This is a genomic window from Paenibacillus sp. FSL K6-1566 (assembly GCF_038050475.1).
In the GTDB taxonomy this organism is placed as follows: Bacteria; Bacillota; Bacilli; order Paenibacillales; family Paenibacillaceae; genus Paenibacillus_AQ; species Paenibacillus_AQ lactis.
In genome coordinates this window covers 2,166,995-2,183,072 of the sequence record NZ_JBBOSR010000001.1, presented here as the reverse complement: position 1 = coordinate 2,183,072, position 16,078 = coordinate 2,166,995, and the positions used below count along the sequence as shown (strand labels likewise).

General features: G+C 53.1%; 17 protein-coding genes and 3 tRNA genes. 3 read left to right on the top strand and 17 right to left on the bottom strand.

Features of this window, described 5'->3' with window-relative positions; translation table 11 throughout:
- Positions 1-26 precede the first annotated feature (26 nt).
- The 4 genes from NST08_RS09335 to NST08_RS09320 form a co-directional block, all read right to left on the bottom strand.
- On the bottom strand, positions 27-422 hold the full coding sequence (locus tag NST08_RS09335; protein ID WP_007129512.1) for a hypothetical protein: 396 nt from the start codon (positions 420-422) through the stop codon (positions 27-29).
- 27 nt (positions 423-449) lie between these two features.
- Positions 450-1,136: a uracil-DNA glycosylase gene (locus tag NST08_RS09330; protein ID WP_028406163.1), complete on the bottom strand. Its 687-nt coding sequence runs from the start codon at positions 1,134-1,136 to the stop codon at positions 450-452.
- A 130-nt stretch (positions 1,137-1,266) separates the two neighbouring features.
- Positions 1,267-1,352, bottom strand: a tRNA-Leu gene (locus NST08_RS09325).
- Positions 1,353-1,558: 206 nt separating this feature from the next.
- On the bottom strand, positions 1,559-2,440 hold the full coding sequence (locus NST08_RS09320; RefSeq protein WP_210095543.1) for a glycoside hydrolase family 25 protein: 882 nt from the start codon (positions 2,438-2,440) through the stop codon (positions 1,559-1,561).
- 191 nt (positions 2,441-2,631) lie between these two features.
- On the opposite strand from NST08_RS09320, the gene NST08_RS09315 reads away from it, so the two are divergent.
- From NST08_RS09315 to NST08_RS09305, 3 genes are all read left to right on the top strand, one after another.
- Entirely contained in the window at positions 2,632-3,399 is a 768-nt protein-coding gene (locus NST08_RS09315; RefSeq protein ID WP_028406164.1) for a polysaccharide deacetylase family protein, read from the top strand.
- A gap of 173 nt (positions 3,400-3,572) precedes the next feature.
- Positions 3,573-4,169, top strand: a complete 597-nt coding sequence (locus NST08_RS09310) for a TetR/AcrR family transcriptional regulator (protein ID WP_007129508.1) — start codon at positions 3,573-3,575, stop codon at positions 4,167-4,169.
- Positions 4,170-4,343: 174 nt separating this feature from the next.
- Positions 4,344-5,552 (top strand): MFS transporter, encoded by a 1,209-nt coding sequence (locus NST08_RS09305; RefSeq protein ID WP_007129507.1) that lies wholly within the window; start codon positions 4,344-4,346, stop codon positions 5,550-5,552.
- Positions 5,553-5,692: 140 nt separating this feature from the next.
- Here the strand turns inward: NST08_RS09305 and NST08_RS09300 are convergent, their stop codons facing one another.
- The 13 genes from NST08_RS09300 to NST08_RS09240 all read right to left on the bottom strand — a co-directional run bounded on the left by NST08_RS09300 (position 5,693) and on the right by NST08_RS09240 (position 16,064).
- Positions 5,693-5,881, bottom strand: coding sequence for a hypothetical protein (locus NST08_RS09300; RefSeq protein WP_028406165.1), 189 nt, complete (start codon positions 5,879-5,881; stop codon positions 5,693-5,695).
- Positions 5,882-5,996: 115 nt separating this feature from the next.
- Positions 5,997-6,152, bottom strand: a complete 156-nt coding sequence (locus NST08_RS09295) for a hypothetical protein (RefSeq protein ID WP_007129505.1) — start codon at positions 6,150-6,152, stop codon at positions 5,997-5,999.
- Between the two features lie 614 nt (positions 6,153-6,766).
- Positions 6,767-6,840 (bottom strand) — tRNA-Ile (locus tag NST08_RS09290).
- A gap of 54 nt (positions 6,841-6,894) precedes the next feature.
- Positions 6,895-6,971, bottom strand: a tRNA-Met gene (locus tag NST08_RS09285).
- A gap of 82 nt (positions 6,972-7,053) precedes the next feature.
- The gene (locus NST08_RS09280) at positions 7,054-7,218 is read right to left on the bottom strand and encodes a hypothetical protein (protein WP_007129503.1); all 165 of its coding nucleotides are present in this window, start codon (positions 7,216-7,218) and stop codon (positions 7,054-7,056) included.
- Positions 7,219-7,554: 336 nt separating this feature from the next.
- The gene (locus NST08_RS09275) at positions 7,555-8,319 is read right to left on the bottom strand and encodes a hypothetical protein (protein ID WP_210095544.1); all 765 of its coding nucleotides are present in this window, start codon (positions 8,317-8,319) and stop codon (positions 7,555-7,557) included.
- 4 nt (positions 8,320-8,323) lie between these two features.
- Positions 8,324-8,473, bottom strand: a complete 150-nt coding sequence (locus tag NST08_RS09270) for a hypothetical protein (protein WP_210095545.1) — start codon at positions 8,471-8,473, stop codon at positions 8,324-8,326.
- A gap of 115 nt (positions 8,474-8,588) precedes the next feature.
- Positions 8,589-9,170, bottom strand: coding sequence for a TetR/AcrR family transcriptional regulator (locus NST08_RS09265; RefSeq protein WP_028406168.1), 582 nt, complete (start codon positions 9,168-9,170; stop codon positions 8,589-8,591).
- A 99-nt stretch (positions 9,171-9,269) separates the two neighbouring features.
- Positions 9,270-10,082, bottom strand: a complete 813-nt coding sequence (locus tag NST08_RS09260) for an alpha/beta fold hydrolase (protein WP_210095546.1) — start codon at positions 10,080-10,082, stop codon at positions 9,270-9,272.
- A gap of 243 nt (positions 10,083-10,325) precedes the next feature.
- On the bottom strand, positions 10,326-10,967 hold the full coding sequence (gene pyrE, locus NST08_RS09255) for an orotate phosphoribosyltransferase (protein ID WP_007129498.1): 642 nt from the start codon (positions 10,965-10,967) through the stop codon (positions 10,326-10,328).
- A complete protein-coding gene (gene pyrF, locus NST08_RS09250) occupies positions 10,964-11,701 on the bottom strand; it encodes an orotidine-5'-phosphate decarboxylase (RefSeq protein ID WP_341341700.1) in 738 nt (245 codons plus the stop codon). Before pyrF ends, pyrE begins: the two co-directional genes overlap by 4 nt.
- An 18-nt stretch (positions 11,702-11,719) precedes the next feature.
- Positions 11,720-14,926, bottom strand: a complete 3,207-nt coding sequence (gene carB / locus NST08_RS09245; protein WP_341341699.1) for a carbamoyl-phosphate synthase large subunit — start codon at positions 14,924-14,926, stop codon at positions 11,720-11,722.
- 1 nt (position 14,927) lies between these two features.
- Positions 14,928-16,064, bottom strand: coding sequence for a carbamoyl phosphate synthase small subunit (locus tag NST08_RS09240; protein ID WP_007129495.1), 1,137 nt, complete (start codon positions 16,062-16,064; stop codon positions 14,928-14,930).
- Positions 16,065-16,078: the final 14 nt, after the last annotated feature.

Genomic DNA, 16,078 nt, shown 5'->3' with positions numbered 1-16,078 from the left:
GTTTCATTTCGTAATCTGCGTACCGCTTACGCGTTGCCCCGGAGAGAGCGGACAACGAAGTGATGCTCGTCCTTGCGGAGCCGCTGTCCGCTTGTGAGCGTCACGGTTTCCTCGTCATGGGATGCGAGAACGGCCTTCGGATGGATCAGCCGGTTCCCTCTCCACACCATGACGCATGATCCGAAGTATACGGCATTATCGAATTGAATGGTATGATGCACCGAATACCCGATGGAATTCAACACCGGATAAGCTGTTTTGGGCATGATACGGTGAATGGCGCGAAACGGAATCGCGAGCTCGTCCGGTCCAAGGATCGCCTTCTCCTGCACCGGATCCCACCCCTTCAGAATGCCTTCCACCGTCGTTCTGCCCCCATCTAAACGCTCAATGACTACATGACGGCCAATCCAATGCTTCATGAAGGTCACCTCTTCATCTCTTACGGATTATTCATCCCCAATGTCCGTGGTGCTAGGAATGACCCAATCGACCGGGGCCATCCCGTGCTGGATTAAATATGCGTTTGAAGCTGAGAATGGACGGCTACCGAAAAAACCTTTACGTGCAGCAAAGGGGCTCGGATGGGCGCTCTCCAGAACGAGGTGCCGGCTTCGGTCGATAAACGCCCCTTTCTTCTGCGCATAGCTTCCCCAAAGAATGAAAACCGTTGGCTGCTCCCGTTCATTCAATTTCGAAATGACCGCGTCCGTGAACTGTTCCCAACCTAGCCCTTTATGGGAGTTGGGCTCTCCTTCCTTGACTGTGAGCACGGCGTTCAACAATAGAACGCCCTGCTTGGCCCAAGCGATCAGGGATCCATGATCCGGAATCGGGGCATCCAGATCGGCTGCCAGCTCTTTGTAAATGTTGCGCAGTGATGGGGGGATTGTAACTCCTGGCCGGACCGAAAAGCTAAGTCCTTGCGCCTGTCCCCGTCCGTGATATGGATCTTGTCCGAGAATGACCACTTTGGTGGACTGATATGGCGTCTCCTGAAGAGCACGAAAAATTTCATCCCTCGGCGGATAGACCGTATGCAGCCGATACTCCTCGTCGATCCGTTCAAGCAGTTCTTTGAAATACGGCTTGTCCGTCTCTTCCTGCAGGATCAGGTCCCAATCATTATTAAACAACCGCATGCTCCTACTCTCCCTACATCCCTGGGCTGGACTTCGAAATATGTGTATGGGTATCTTAAAAAATAAGCCGGCACCCTGCAGGGGGCCGACTTATTCTCATAAATACTCGGGCGTTGAGTCATAATGCCGAGGACGGGGGTCGAACCCGTACGGTAGTCACCTACCGCAGGATTTTAAGTCCTGTGCGTCTGCCAATTCCGCCACCCCGGCAAATATTGCTGCGCTGTCAAGCGATTTAACTTCGCTTAATGCCGAATCACCGCATGGGATTCATGCCGAACAACGGAAGTTTCATACATTATTCGTGCGAGTTTTTCGTCTCAGCGACAAAAATGATAATACCATGCCTAACCATATGATGTCAATATATGAACTCTATTATTTTACGCATCACCTGCTTTTCAACGATGTTTTCCTTATAATATGTCTGTTCCCCGTTTAAGCGACTCGATGCGTCTCTCCTGTGCCTCAATCCGCTGCCGCAGCTCGCGCAGCAGCCGGTTCACCAGAACGGCTGCCTCTTCACGCGTCATCGGGTCACCGGGACGGGCATCGTCGAAAAAGCCGTTCTCCACCGCTTCCCGCCAGCTCGCTTCAGCCCAAGGACTGACTTCACGAATCCCTCCAAACGAGCCTGCCGCGCCATTTCCAGTGTTCCCCTGGGAGGCGTACGCTTTCAGATCTGACAAGGTGCCGGCATAAACATTGAGGTCGACCTTTCCCGTTATGCCGTTAATCCGTCCGGAATCGGTGTATTGCCAGAAGGTCCACTTGTTCCAAGCGGGACGGTCATCCGGGACTCGGGTTTCACTGTACCTTGCAATCCACAGGTCATACCTGCCCAAAGACTCATCGAAATTGGCCGCAAACGCGTTGCCGGTATATAGAATGGGCTGCCTTCCTGTCAATCGTTCCACTTCTTCAAGGAAGGCAGCGGCAGCTTGATTGATGGCTGCGCGGCTGATCCCTGCCGGATTATTCTCATAATCAAGCACCGGCGGGAGATCGAACCAGGCTAGCGGGCCTGCTTTTTTCATCGTTTCCACAAAATGCTTCGCCTCCTGCCTTGCCGCCGCAGCGCTCGCCGCCCCTAGAAAATGATAGGCACCGACCAGCAAGCCCGCGGCCTTAGCTCCCTGCACATTTTCTGCAAATTTCGGGTCCTCCAGCGAGCTCCCTTGAGAGGCCTTGATGAAAACAAATGATATCCCAGCTTCCCGAACCTGCTTCCAATCAATGCTTCCCTGCCACCGGCTTACATCGATTCCTCGCGCATGCGAAACGCTTCTGGATTGCATCGGTCATCACTCCTTCTCTCCTATTACCATATGCTGAAGCACCGGATAGGGCGAGCACCATTCGGGATTTTTTGCCGCCGGGTTATGACGGGTGCCGGAATATTTTGAGCAGATTCTCCAAAGGATAAGGAGGAATTGCAGCCCGCTGCCAGATGCCAAGAATACATGCATAGAAAAGGAAACGGGACATCATGAACAGACAAGCCATTGCTTTACTTCTAACCTTGATCGCAGCATTCGGCGTTATTCACGGTCATGCCGATGCCAATCAAATGCCTTCCTCGGCCAAGAAGAGGGATTACTACGAGGAGCGCGGCGATATTGTATGGGAGGTGCCGACCAGCAATAAAGTAATCGCCCTTACCTTTGACGACGGCCCTGATAAGGAGCATACGGAACAAATTCTCAACCTGCTCAAGCAGTACGATGCCAGAGCGACATTTTTCGTGGTGGGCAGCCGCGTCGAGAAGCATCCCGAAATCGTTGCCCGTGCGCTGGATGAAGGTCATGAGATCGGCAACCATTCCTACTCCCATCCTCCGTTCTATAATATTGGGGCAGATGCCTTGAGGAAGGAATTGACCAAGACACAGGATGCCATTTATCAAGCGACGGGGATCCGCTCTGTCTTGTTTCGCCCGCCCGGAGGACGATATAACGATGCAATCGTCAGCGCGAGCAAGGAGGTCGGAATGCTTACCGTCCTGTGGTCCTGGCATCAGGATACGCTGGATTGGCGCAAACCTGGCGCGAATGCCATCGTGCGGACAGTCTTGAAGAACGCCCGCAACGGCGACATCGTACTCATGCATGATTTCGTACCGGGCAGCGACCAGACGGTCGAAGCGCTCAAAAAGATTCTGCCGGAGCTTAAGGAACGGGGCTTTTCGTTTGTTACTGTAACCGAGCTGTTGTCCTACCACGAAAAATCGCATAAGCATATTGAGGTAAACCATTAAGTCCAAGGACGATATGCCGCAATCCGTGACGCTGCCATCCATGATGGCGGTTTTTTACATTCGGGACGCTGGCCGCACACTTTTCTCTTGAATGTCCCCGTACCTCGTGATAAGATACAGAACGAACGTTCAGTATAATAAAATAATCGTTGAATTCATACAGGGAGGCGCCAATGAACAAAAAGCAGCAGCAAAGCGAAGATACCAAGCGACGGATTGCGGAAGCCGCAAAAGCCCTGTTTATGCAAAAAGGATATAAATCCACGTCCATCGAGGATATTGTTGACGCGACCGGAAGCAGCAAAGGAAATATCTATTATCATTTCAAGAGCAAGGAAGGCCTCTTTCTTCATCTTATAGAGGAATGGGACTTGGAATGGTTTCAGAAATGGATGAGCACGGAAGAGCAGTACACGACCACCATGGATAAACTGTTCCGCATGGCGGAGCAGCTGGTGAAGGATGACCTTAACCATCCCTTCACCAAGGCGCTCGATGAATTTATAACGAATAATGAAGCTGCGACCGAAGACGTTGAACAGAAGATTTCCGATATTTTCAATAAGCGGCTGGAATTCAATCAACAATTGCTGCTGCAGGGAATTGAGTCGGGCGAGTTCGAGAAACATAATGTCGAGCATCTGTCCATCATTTTCGAAAGCCTGCTCGCCGGCTTGTGCCAGTTAACCCGCATCACCAAGCTGTCCGACGCGCTTCCGGTATATCACTCGGCCATGCATGTATTTCTGCACGGAATTGCCAAAAAATAGCTCTGCCGCTGCGGCGATCCGTCAAACAGGCGGGCTGCTTCCCCTGTCTCTTACAAGCACAGTCGGTTTATTTCAGGCACCCGGTTACACATTCATACAAACCGAACAGTCAGTATATAAAAAGGAACCATTTTATGCACACTGGAATTTTCAACTTTTGGAGGAAATGTCATCATGTCATTGTTACTACGTCATAATGGAGCCATTCTGCTCCTCATGTTTAATATCTTTCTTGTTTTTACCGGCATCGGGCTTGTCATCCCGATCATGCCGACCTACATGTCGGAGCTGCATATCAGCGGAGGCACGGTAGGCATGCTCGTTGCCGCCTTCTCACTCACACAGCTGCTGTTCTCTCCGCTCGCCGGAAGGCTGTCCGACAATATGGGCCGCAAAAGAATCATTATTGCCGGAATGCTCGTGTTCGCCCTTTCGGAATGGCTGTTCGGGGTCGCAAATTCGCCTGTATTGCTGTTTGCTTCGAGAATGCTGGGGGGGATTGGCGCAGCGCTGATTATGCCTGCCGTTATGGCTTATACGGCCGATGTTACATCGAAAGAAGAACGGGCTAAAGGCATGGGCTTCATCAACGCTGCCATTACGACCGGATTCATCATCGGTCCCGGCATCGGCGGCTTTATCGCCGAATTCGGCATTCGCGTACCATTCTATGCCGCTGCCGTTGCAGGCGCGGTTGCCGCCTTGATCACGTTGCTGATGCTGCCGGAATCGGCCGCTCAGAAGCAGGTACAAGCCTCGCCTGGGCAAAAGCAGCCTAGCCTTGCGGTCCAGTTGGCGCGTTCCTACCGGGAGCCGTATTTCCTGAGTCTTATCATCGTATTCGTACTGTCTTTTGGTCTTGCCAACTACGAAACGGTATTCGGATTGTTCGTCGACCATAAGTTCGGCTTCACGCCGACGGATATCGCCATGATCATTACATTCGGATCGATCTCAGGGGCTGTTGTCCAGGCGACCATCTTCGGCTGGATTCTGAACCGGTTCGGCGAGAAGAGAGTTATTACGATCAGTCTGATTACAGCCGGCATCTGCATCCTGCTCACGCTGTTTGTGCACAAGTACTGGCTCATTTTCCTGGTGACGTTCCTTGTATTCCTGTCCATCGATATTTTGCGTCCGGCCATCGGAACGCAGATGTCGAAGCTGGCCGGCGACCAGCAAGGCTATGTGGCCGGTCTGAACTCGGCCTACACCAGTCTCGGCAATATTGCAGGGCCTCTGGTCGCAGGTTATTTATTCGACCTTGATATCAATTATCCGTATATTTCGGCATCGATTGTCCTGATCCTATGCTTCATTCTTGCTATGAGAGCCGGAAGAGCCTGGACGGCGACAGAAACCGCAGTTCAGGAACGCGGATGACTCAGGCTAGGCTTCCTGTCGGGAGCTTTGGGGTACCCGAAGCGAAATAACATCAAACCTAAGCAAGCTGCCGAGGACAAATCCTCAGGCAGCTTGCTTTTTTTTGCAACGATATGATCTTGATCGGACAACCGAACAACCTAGAAATAAAATAAAACAAATAAGGCCAAGCCTGCGACTACCGCAAACACTACCGCCATCCCGAGCTCAAATCGTTTCTTCTCCTTAAAGGCCTTGATGGCCTTCCTTATCTCGAACACCAGCACAACCGCCAGGAAAGCCGCCAATACCGGCAGCCCCCACGATTGATTAAGCAGCCATTCTGACACGCTTGATCCCCCGTCCCGTTCATTGAATGATTTTCCATTTTCCCTTTTAAAATGTAACGTAAGCTGTCCACAATTTCAAATTTTTGGGGGTATCGGCGAGCGGATGAAACACCCGTTATTCCTTACCCATGATAACAATAAGAAAAGTTGCGACAGGTCCCAGGAATAAGGATAAAAGAAACCAGTTCAGGCCGCTTCGGTTTTTCCCTTGGGCCAGTCCGGCGTTGATCAAGGCGAGCGTGCCCCAGCCTACATAAAACTCATTGCCCATCAAAGTCTCCTCCCTCAGGCTTCTTTATGGTTTATACGCAGTATTGGGATCAACCGTTGCATCGGGCGGCAGGATTTCGATTCATAGACGACCCGCTTGTCACGAAAGCTCCGCGGGGCTTCCAGATCATGGTATAATTTCAGATAAGAAATGCGCTTGGGTTTTGTATTGCCGTTATGTAGGCTAAAGCTGCATTTTATATAGAGAGGTGAACCATGTCTGTTATCGCGATGATTCTGTTTGCCATCTTTTTTATCGCTCGCGGTTGGTTGGGAATATGGCGCCCCGCCTGGAGCACGAGGTATAAAGCATGGAAGCTGAAGCAGGGGGACACGTCGCCAGACCCGGAATATATCCTAATGATTAGAAGGATCGGCTGGCTGTATCTTATCGTGGGATGCGGTATTTTGGCTTACGGATTACTTAATATTTGTTCAAATACAAACTAACCCATCATATACAGAATAAAATCTTGGCTTCAAAAAGTAGGTCTTCTCGATCCCTTTCGCCCATTGCCTTCCTTGCTTGTATCCTGCAAAGGCCAACACGTCAGTCCATGAATGTTATCTGTGTAAATAGAAAAAAACCCTTGCTGCGCAAGGGTTTTGTGTGAGTGGGCCCTACAGGACTCGAACCTGTGACCAATCGGTTATGAGCCGACCGCTCTAACCAACTGAGCTAAGGGCCCTGAGTAATCATGTACACGTATTCATAAGGACGTCATACATCGAATGAAATAAATTGGTTGCGGGGGCAGGATTTGAACCTGCGGCCTTCGGGTTATGAGCCCGACGAGCTACCGGACTGCTCCACCCCGCGACAATGCTGTCATAAACAGCGACAAGAATAAATATACACTATTTCACTGGTGCTCGTCAAGTATGTTTTGGTGGAATTTTCATTAAGGGAGGAAGCGAACCCCATAGCGGCCTTTTTTGGATCGATACACTTCAACGATACGGGGATCATTATAGCCGAACAGCCATGCATCCTGCTCCAGCCGTTTGGCAAAGCAGCCGGCCTGAAATTTGCTCGTATAGAGCTTTCCATAATATACCCAGTTCATCTCCGCTTGCTCCTTTTCCCAAGATCATCTAGACAAAGTATATTATGTCCAGTATTCCTGTAAAAAACCGCTTTACCGCCAAAAGCGAGTGCATGGACAAAACCATCATCACATCAACCGCTGCACATGCCTTACTGCGCGATTATTGGATGACGGCTGCAATTCAGGACTTTTCCATTAGTTTACGCTATCGCTGACCGTCAGCCTCGGCAAAACCAGGCTTCTATGCTCATCAGCTCCTGTTCCACGGACGCAACATGCTATCAAATTCATCGGCTCCGCCTTCGCCTTCCTTCAAAATGACGATAGAGCCGTTCGGAAGCAGCGATTGCTCCTTCATCTCGATCCCCTCCTTTTTTTGCGTGTACGATGAGCCGGCTGCTGACCGCTCCCGCCGTTCATCTTCGTCAAATGCGCCGCCGTGCGCTGCTCTTTCGGCATTCCCAGAACGGGGTAGTGGGCTTTCAGCTTATCCATATGCTGCCGGATAAAGAGATAGCGGTGAATAAAGACGACCGCCATATAGATGCCAAGGACCAGCAGCACCGTGAAGGCGGCCATCCCCATCACAAAGCTGCCGATATCCCCGATGACAGCGACTGCGATATAGTAAGCCGCATAGCCGATGCCCGCACACAGCAGAGCCACTCTCCCCGCCTTGCCGACTCCGCCCTTTCGTTCCATCGATTGGTAAGCACCTTTCTGTAGAGCCCTGAAGTGCAGCGTATAGAACACGCCGAACAGCAGCACCATACCGCCAAGCGAACTTGCGCCATAACCGATGCCGGTCAATCCGGCCAGATCGTACATCATTTTAAGAACAGCAATTTGACAGGTAAACGCCAGCGCCAGGCTGAATACGCCCATGAAAAGCACAAACGCGACCTCCGATCGGTAAGGATTGCTCCCGATCCCGATTCCCCATATGAGCATCACAGCCCAGATCGCACAAGCCGCATAGAAGTAAGGCGACATTATCGGCGACGCCAGCGTTACGAGAGCCGGAATAAGCAGAATGAACAGAAAGCATACGATGCCTCCACGGATCTGCTCTGCCGGAATGAGCCGAAAATGAAACCGTTCCTCCTCTGAAATGTTCATCTCCTCATCCACTCCCCATAGTTATTTGAACCAGCCGGCCATCGTTGAACCGATCTTCTCCGCCCCCCTCTTCAAGCCTTCGGTCACGGTATCTTCTTCCCGTCTCCGCCCCTTGCCGGCTTAATATTTCAGGCCCTACACGTATTTTCGCCATCTCGGACAATCCTCCAAGGAAACTAGCATTTCACTCGGTCGATTAACGAGCCCAGCGCGAGACGCCGCGAAACAACATCCCGTGAAGAGTACCTACCCGGAATATGTTTGCTCGTTCAATGTTCTTGCGGCCCGTCTCTCTGAATGATTCCGTAATACAGAATCGTCATCAGCTGCTCGCTGATCGCGTTCAAGCTGCCCAGACCGGCGTACCACTCCGTACGGGCGGAGAACTCCTTAATGAAGGCCAGAAAAGCAACAAGCACCTGCGGCGAGATATCCTTCCGAATCTGTCCCAGCTGCTGGCCTTTAAAGATCAGCATTTCAAACTCCGGCACAACATGCTTCTCATTGAATTTCCTCAGCTTCTCCATTTGATCCGGAAACTTGGCCAGGTCGGTCACAAACTTCTGCGAGGCAATCTTCCGGAATGCCTCCTGATCCTGATACAAGCTTGTCAACGCCTCTAGTGGATTCTCCGCCTGGTCCATCACGCCGCGGTATAATGTCATCATCTCCTCAATCAGCCGGTCTACGACTTGATCCAGAAGCCCCTCTTTGCTGTGGTAATAGTTATAGAGGGTCATTTTGGACACCGGAACGGCTTCGGCAATTTGCTCCATGCTCGTCTGCAAGATCCCCTGTTCTAAAAATAACCGCTTCCCCGCTTCAAGCACAGCTTCTTTCTTCGCCTTCATAAAGTGGCTTGTCCTCCTCTTTCGTAATGCGCTTTAAAATACTCCCCGTAGTTAACGCCTTCAGTGACCTCTAGGTACCCAGATATCATCTGGCTGTGCTTATCGCGGATTCGCCCGGATGGAGTCTACATCTGAAGAGACGGCCCCCGTGCCGAGCCAGCCGTCAACGACATGGTTAAACAGCTCGGGATTGGCGAGCGGTATGCCGTGCCCGATGCCGGGAAACACGACGCCGACAGCACGGTCGGAGTGCCCTACCAGATCCTCCGCCGATTTTCTCATGATGCCCCGCTCCTTCTCCCCGACGGTAACCAGCAGCCTCGCATTCGACTCCGCGATCTGCGGCGAGAGCGAATAGGACATATTCTCCGTCAGCACGGAAACGAGCAGCTTCTGGTTCATCTGAAGCGATTCGGCGTAGTAGTGCTCGAAATCATCCTCGCCAACGTAGAGCGTACCGGCCTGCAGCTTGGAAAACCATCTTCTTCTCATCAACGGGAAACTGAGCCGGACGGACGGTACGATCATCCGAAGGGCTGCCGGCATCGGACGCAGCAATGCGCTGTTTACGACGGCATAATGGATAAGCTCAGGGTTCTGGCACATCATATCCACAAGGATCTGCGCACCTAATGAAAAGCCGACAACAACAACCTCTCTGCCGTCCGCCTTTGCCGAAATGAGATCACAGATCTGTTCCGCGGTTTCTTTTATGGAAAAAGAGACATGATCTCCGCTGCTCCGGCCATGGCCGGGCAAATCAGGGACCAAGCACCAGCTGTCCTTAAAAAAAGATACCTGCTTGTTCCACATCCACCCGCTTACGCCGCCCCCATGTAAGAACACCATCATCCGCGAAGCGTCTTGGTTGCCGCTTTCCTTAACGTACAGGTTCAGACTCCCCACCCCCATATCCAACTCCAAAAATGTACTTATAACTCAATTATAGTACAATTATTTCGAATAATCATCGAGTGATTACAATTATTTTATACTTCTTTAAATAGGATAGTCTATTTTTTGCTAGCTATAAAATACTCCAACAAGGGTAGATCAACGTTGAAACAGAGGAGCTCAATATCGTGAAAGCAAAAGAAAGGGCTGCCCCCAAGTCTACTGACCCGGAACAGCCCCTGAAGGCATTAACGATTGCATTTATACTCCGAAGGACGACGGATTCGCTCTCCAAGACTTGAGCAGCTCCACATCTTCCTTTTGAATCCGATTCTCGCTAAGCGCTACATCGATCAGCGCCGTGTAGTTCGATAAGCTCTGCATCGGAATGTCTGCCTCGGCGAAGGCTTGTACCGCTTTATCCAGCTGATAGCTGAAGATAGCCAGTACAGCCAGCGGCTGTGCGCCTGCATCTTTCACCGCTTGCGCAGCTTTCAGCGAGCTGCCGCCGGTGGAGATGAGGTCTTCGATGACAACGATCTTTTGGCCGGGCTTGATCAGGCCTTCGATCAGATTCTCCTTGCCATGGCCTTTCGCTTTGTCGCGAATATAGGACATGGGGAGATTCAGCTTCTGGGACACCCATGCTGCGTGAGGAATGCCTGCCGTTGCGGTTCCCGCGATCGCTTCCGCCTCCGGATACTGCTCCCGGATGACCGCCGCGAATGACTCAGCAATGGTTTCGCGAATCTCTGGATAGGACATCGTCAGCCGGTTGTCGCAGTAGATCGGGGATTTGATGCCCGATGTCCATGTGAACGGCTGATGCGGACGAAGCGATACCGCCTCGATCTTCAGCAAATAGGATGCGATCTGTTGTGGAATATTCGCGAGTGTACTCATGCTTGAATCATCTCCTCTATAATTTGTTCGGCGGCTTGCCGCGGATCTGAAGCAGCCGTAATCGGACGGCCGACAACCAGATAGTGGCTGCCCTTGCGGATCGCCTCTCCCGGTGTCAGCACCCGCTTCTGATCGCCCACATCCGAGCCTGCGGGCCGGATGCCCGGAATCACGGTCTTAAACGCCTTCCCGCAGGCTGCGGCGATGGCCTCTACTTCGAGCGAAGAAGCCACAACGCCGTGAAGTCCGGCTTGGCGGGCAAGCTCTGCGTATCGGACGACGGTGTCTTCCACCGAACCTGCGATACCGATCTCTTCGTTCATCACCTGACGGCTCGTGCTCGTTAATTGCGTAACCGCGATGACCGTAGGCATGGCAAGGCCCGGGGTGTCCGCCACTGCGGCCTCCGCCGCGGCTATTGCCGCCTGCATCATCGCCAGCCCGCCGCCGGCATGGACGTTAAACATATCCACGCCAAGCCGGGTAACGCTGTGCGAGCCGCCTTTTACGGTATTCGGAATATCATGCATCTTGACATCCAGGAACACGGAGTATCCTGCTGCCTTCAGCTCTCTTATGAAGTCCGGACCTGCAGCGTAGAAGAGCTGCATGCCCACCTTCATGTAACATGGAATTCCCTCTAACCGCCGCACCAGTTCCATCGCGCGGGCGGCATCCGGAAAATCCAGGGCCACCATCAGGCGGCCCGCCATTTCTTGATAGCTGGCGTTCATCTAGTTCCTCCTCCCGACTTAAACCGGCATCGCTTCAGAGGAGAAGTTGATCGTCTCCAGCATCGTCAGAAGCTCGCGAACCGTATCAAGCGAGGTCATGCATACTACGCCGTTCTCAACGGCTTCCCGACGGATCCGGAATCCGTCACGTTCCGGTGTCTTACCCTTTGTCAGTGTGTTGAAGACGAAGTTCGCTTCGCCCGTCCGGATCATGTCAAGGATATTCGGATTGCCTTCGGACAGCTTATTGATGGTCGTCACATCAAGTCCGGCTTCCTTCAGTGCGGCTGCCGTGCCTCCGGTAGCCACAATCTTGTAACCTAGCTTATGGAAGCCCTTCAGAAGATCTACCGCTTCGGCTTTGTCCTTGTCTGCAATCGTTGCGATGATCGCGCCGGTGGACGGAATCTTCATTCCGGCTCCGATCAAGCCTTTGTACAGCGCTTTGGCATACTTCACGTCCCGGCCCATCACCTCGCCGGTCGACTTCATCTCCGGACCGAGCGTAGGCTCAACCCGGCGCAGCTTCGCGAAGGAGAAGACCGGTACCTTAACGGATACATGCTCGCTCTCCGGCCACATGCCTTCCTCGTAGCCGAGATCCTTCAGCTTGCCGCCCAAGATAGCCTGGGTTGCAAGGTTAGCCATCGGGATGCCGGTTACCTTGCTCAGGAAAGGCACCGTTCTTGAAGAGCGCGGATTCACTTCGATGACGTACACATCGTTTTTATAGATAACGAACTGGATGTTTACCAATCCGCGGGTATTCAATTCTTTCGCGATCTTGATCGTAATTTCCGCAATCTTATCCTTCAGTTCCTGCGTCAAATATTGCGGCGGGTAAACCGCGATCGAGTCGCCGGAGTGAACGCCTGCGCGCTCCACATGCTCCATGATTCCCGGAATCAGTACCGTGTCGCCGTCGCAGATCGCGTCCACTTCGACTTCCTTGCCGAGCATGTAGCGGTCGATCAGAACCGGATGCTCCGGATTGATCTTCACGGCCTGCTCCATGTAGCTCAGCAGCTCGCTGTCGGAGTAAACGATCTCCATCGCGCGTCCGCCTAGTACATACGATGGTCGAACAAGAACCGGATATCCAAGGGATTGGGCAGTTCCTACAGCTTCATCCACCGACGTTACCGTGCTGCCTTTCGGCTGGGCAATGTTCAGTCTGGACAGCAGCGCCTCGAATTTCTTGCGGTCCTCGGCCTCATCGATGCTCTCGAGGCTTGTGCCGAGAATTTTGACGCCGGCTTTCGCGAGCGGAGCAGCCAGGTTGATCGCCGTTTGTCCGCCGAACTGCACGATAACGCCGACCGGCTTCTCCTGCTCGATGACATTCATGACATCCTCGAAGAAGAGCGGCTCGAAGTAGAGACGGTCGGACGTGTTGAAGTCCGTGGATACCGTTTCCGGGTTGTTGTTGATAATGACGGCTTCGTAACCGGCCTTTTGGATCGCCCATACGGCGTGCACCGTGGAGTAGTCAAACTCGATGCCTTGACCGATACGGATCGGGCCGGAGCCCAGAACGACTACCTTCTCTTTGGAGGATTCGATCACTTCGTTCTCCGTCTCGTACGTCGAGTAATAGTAAGGTGTCGATGCTTCGAACTCGGCTGCGCAGGTGTCAACCATCTTGTATACCGGACGCAGTCCGTGCTCACGGCGCAGGAAGCGGATCGATTCCTCGGTCGTATGCATGCTCGCCTTGCCTTCGGCGCGAAGCTCTGCAATCGCGCGGTCCGTGAAGCCGAGACGCTTCGCTTCAAACAAGGTTTCGTAGGTCAGCGCAGCCTCCTGGCGGATATGGTCTTCGTATTTGATCAAGCGCTCGATTTTGTCCAGGAACCACCAGTCGACATGGGTCAGATCCTGAATTTCCTGCAGCCCGTAGCCGCGGCGGAACGCTTCCGCGATCAGGAATATACGTTCATCATCGGCCTTGACGAGGCGCTGCTTCAGGACATCGTCGCTCAGCTCGTCCGCACCCTTCAGGTAGAGGCGGTGAACGCCGATCTCAAGCGAGCGGACCGCTTTATGAATCGACTCCTCGAAGGTACGGCCGATCGCCATGACCTCACCCGTTGCTTTCATCTGCGTTCCAAGCTTCCGGTTCGCTTGCGTGAATTTATCGAAAGGCCAGCGCGGAATTTTGCTGACGATGTAGTCAAGCGTCGGCTCGAAGCAGGCATAGGTTTGTCCTGTTACCGGATTGACGATCTCATCCAGCGTATAACCCATGGCAATTTTGGCCGCCATCTTCGCGATCGGATAGCCCGTCGCTTTCGAAGCCAGCGCCGAGGAGCGGCTGACCCGCGGGTTAACCTCGATGACATAGTATTGGTAGCTGTTCGGGTCAAGCGCGAACTGTACGTTACATCCGCCTTCAATGTTCAAGGCGCGGATGATTTTAAGCGAAGCGGATCTGAGCATTTGATACTCGCGGTCTGACAATGTCTGGCTCGGCGCAACTACGATGCTGTCTCCCGTATGAACGCCGACCGGGTCGAAGTTCTCCATGTTGCAGACGACGATGCAGTTATCGTTCGCATCGCGCATAACCTCATACTCCACTTCCTTCATGCCGGCGATGCTCTTCTCGATCAGGCACTGGCTGATCGGGCTGTAGCGAAGACCGGAGCTCACCGTTTCCCGCAGCTCCTCCTCATTCGCGCAGATCCCGCCGCCCGTGCCGCCCAGCGTATAAGCCGGACGTACGATGACCGGGTATCCGATCTCGTCGGCAAATGCCAGCGCTTCTTCAAGCGTCGTGACGATCGTGCTTTCCGGCACCGGCTGCTCCAGCTCGCGCATCAGCTCGCGGAACAGGTCGCGGTCCTCCGCTTTCTCGATCGATTCCAGCTGCGTTCCAAGCAGCTTCACGTTCTCCTGTTCCAAAATACCGGCGCGTGCAAGCTCCACTGCCATGTTAAGGCCGGTCTGGCCGCCCAGCGTTGGCAGCAGGCCGTCCGGACGCTCCTGGCGGATGATTTGGGTTACAAAATCCAGCGTGATCGGCTCGATGTATACTTTATCCGCCATGTTGGTATCCGTCATGATCGTGGCCGGGTTGCTGTTAATCAGCACAACCTCGATGCCCTCTTCCTTTAACGCCTGGCAAGCTTGTGTGCCGGCATAGTCGAATTCTGCGGCCTGACCGATTACGATCGGACCGGAGCCGATGACGAGTATTTTTTTCAAGGATTCATTTTTTGGCATATTAGCGAGCTCCTTTCACGGCTGCGGCCAGAACCGCCTGGCGCGGTTTCCGGACTTCGTTCTGCTTGTGCTCTCGAATCATCTCAAGAAACTGATCGAATAAGTAGCTGCTGTCGTGCGGTCCAGGTGCAGCTTCCGGGTGATATTGTACGGAGAAAGCCGGGAATTTCTTATGCTTCAAGCCTTCAATCGTCTTGTCGTTATTGTTGATGTGAGTCACTTCGAGCTCCGTGCTCTTGACGGATTCTTCATTCACCGTGTAGCCATGGTTCTGCGATGTGATGTAGCAGCGGCCGCTGGCGAGATCTTTTACCGGGTGGTTGCCGCCGCGATGCCCGAACTTCAGCTTCTCGGTATCGGCGCCGGCTGCCAGCGCGAACAGCTGATGACCCAGGCAGATGCCGAAGATCGGATATTCGCCGAGCAGCTCCTTCACCATGTTCACGGCATAAGGAACGTCTTTCGGGTCCCCAGGACCGTTGGACAGCTGAATTCCGTCCGGGTGCAGTCTGCGGATCTCCTCGGCGGTCGTGTCATGAGGGACCACGATCACATCGCAGCCGCGGGAGGTCAGCTCGCGCAGGATCCCGCTTTTTGCCCCAAAGTCGACCAGGACGATCCGCTCCTTGGAGCCCGGGCTCGAGAACATTTGCGGCGTGGATGTTCTGGCTACCTGATTCCGCAGTTCATCGATCGTGGTGAGTCCGAGCATTTCCTTCAGCTCTTCCACCGATTTGCTGGACGTGGTCAGAATCCCTTTCATCGTACCGTGGTGGCGGATAATCCGGGTCAGCATCCGGGTGTCGATATCGCTGATCCCTGGGATGCCGTATTCCTTCAGCAGATTATCGACGCTGTACTCTGCACGCCAGTTGCTGGGAACAGGCTCATGTCGGCGAACGACGAATCCGTGCACGAACGGCCGAATGGATTCAAAGTCATCCCGCGTTATGCCGTAGTTTCCGATCAGTGGGTACGTCATCGTAACGATCTGTCCGCAGTACGAAGGATCGCTCAGCACCTCCTGATATCCTGTAATTCCTGTATTGAATACGACCTCTCCGGTCATCTCAGCATCCGCGCCGAAGGACTTCCCGACGAACAGCGTTCCATCCTCCAGTAACAATCTTGCCTGCATCCCGATCACTCCTG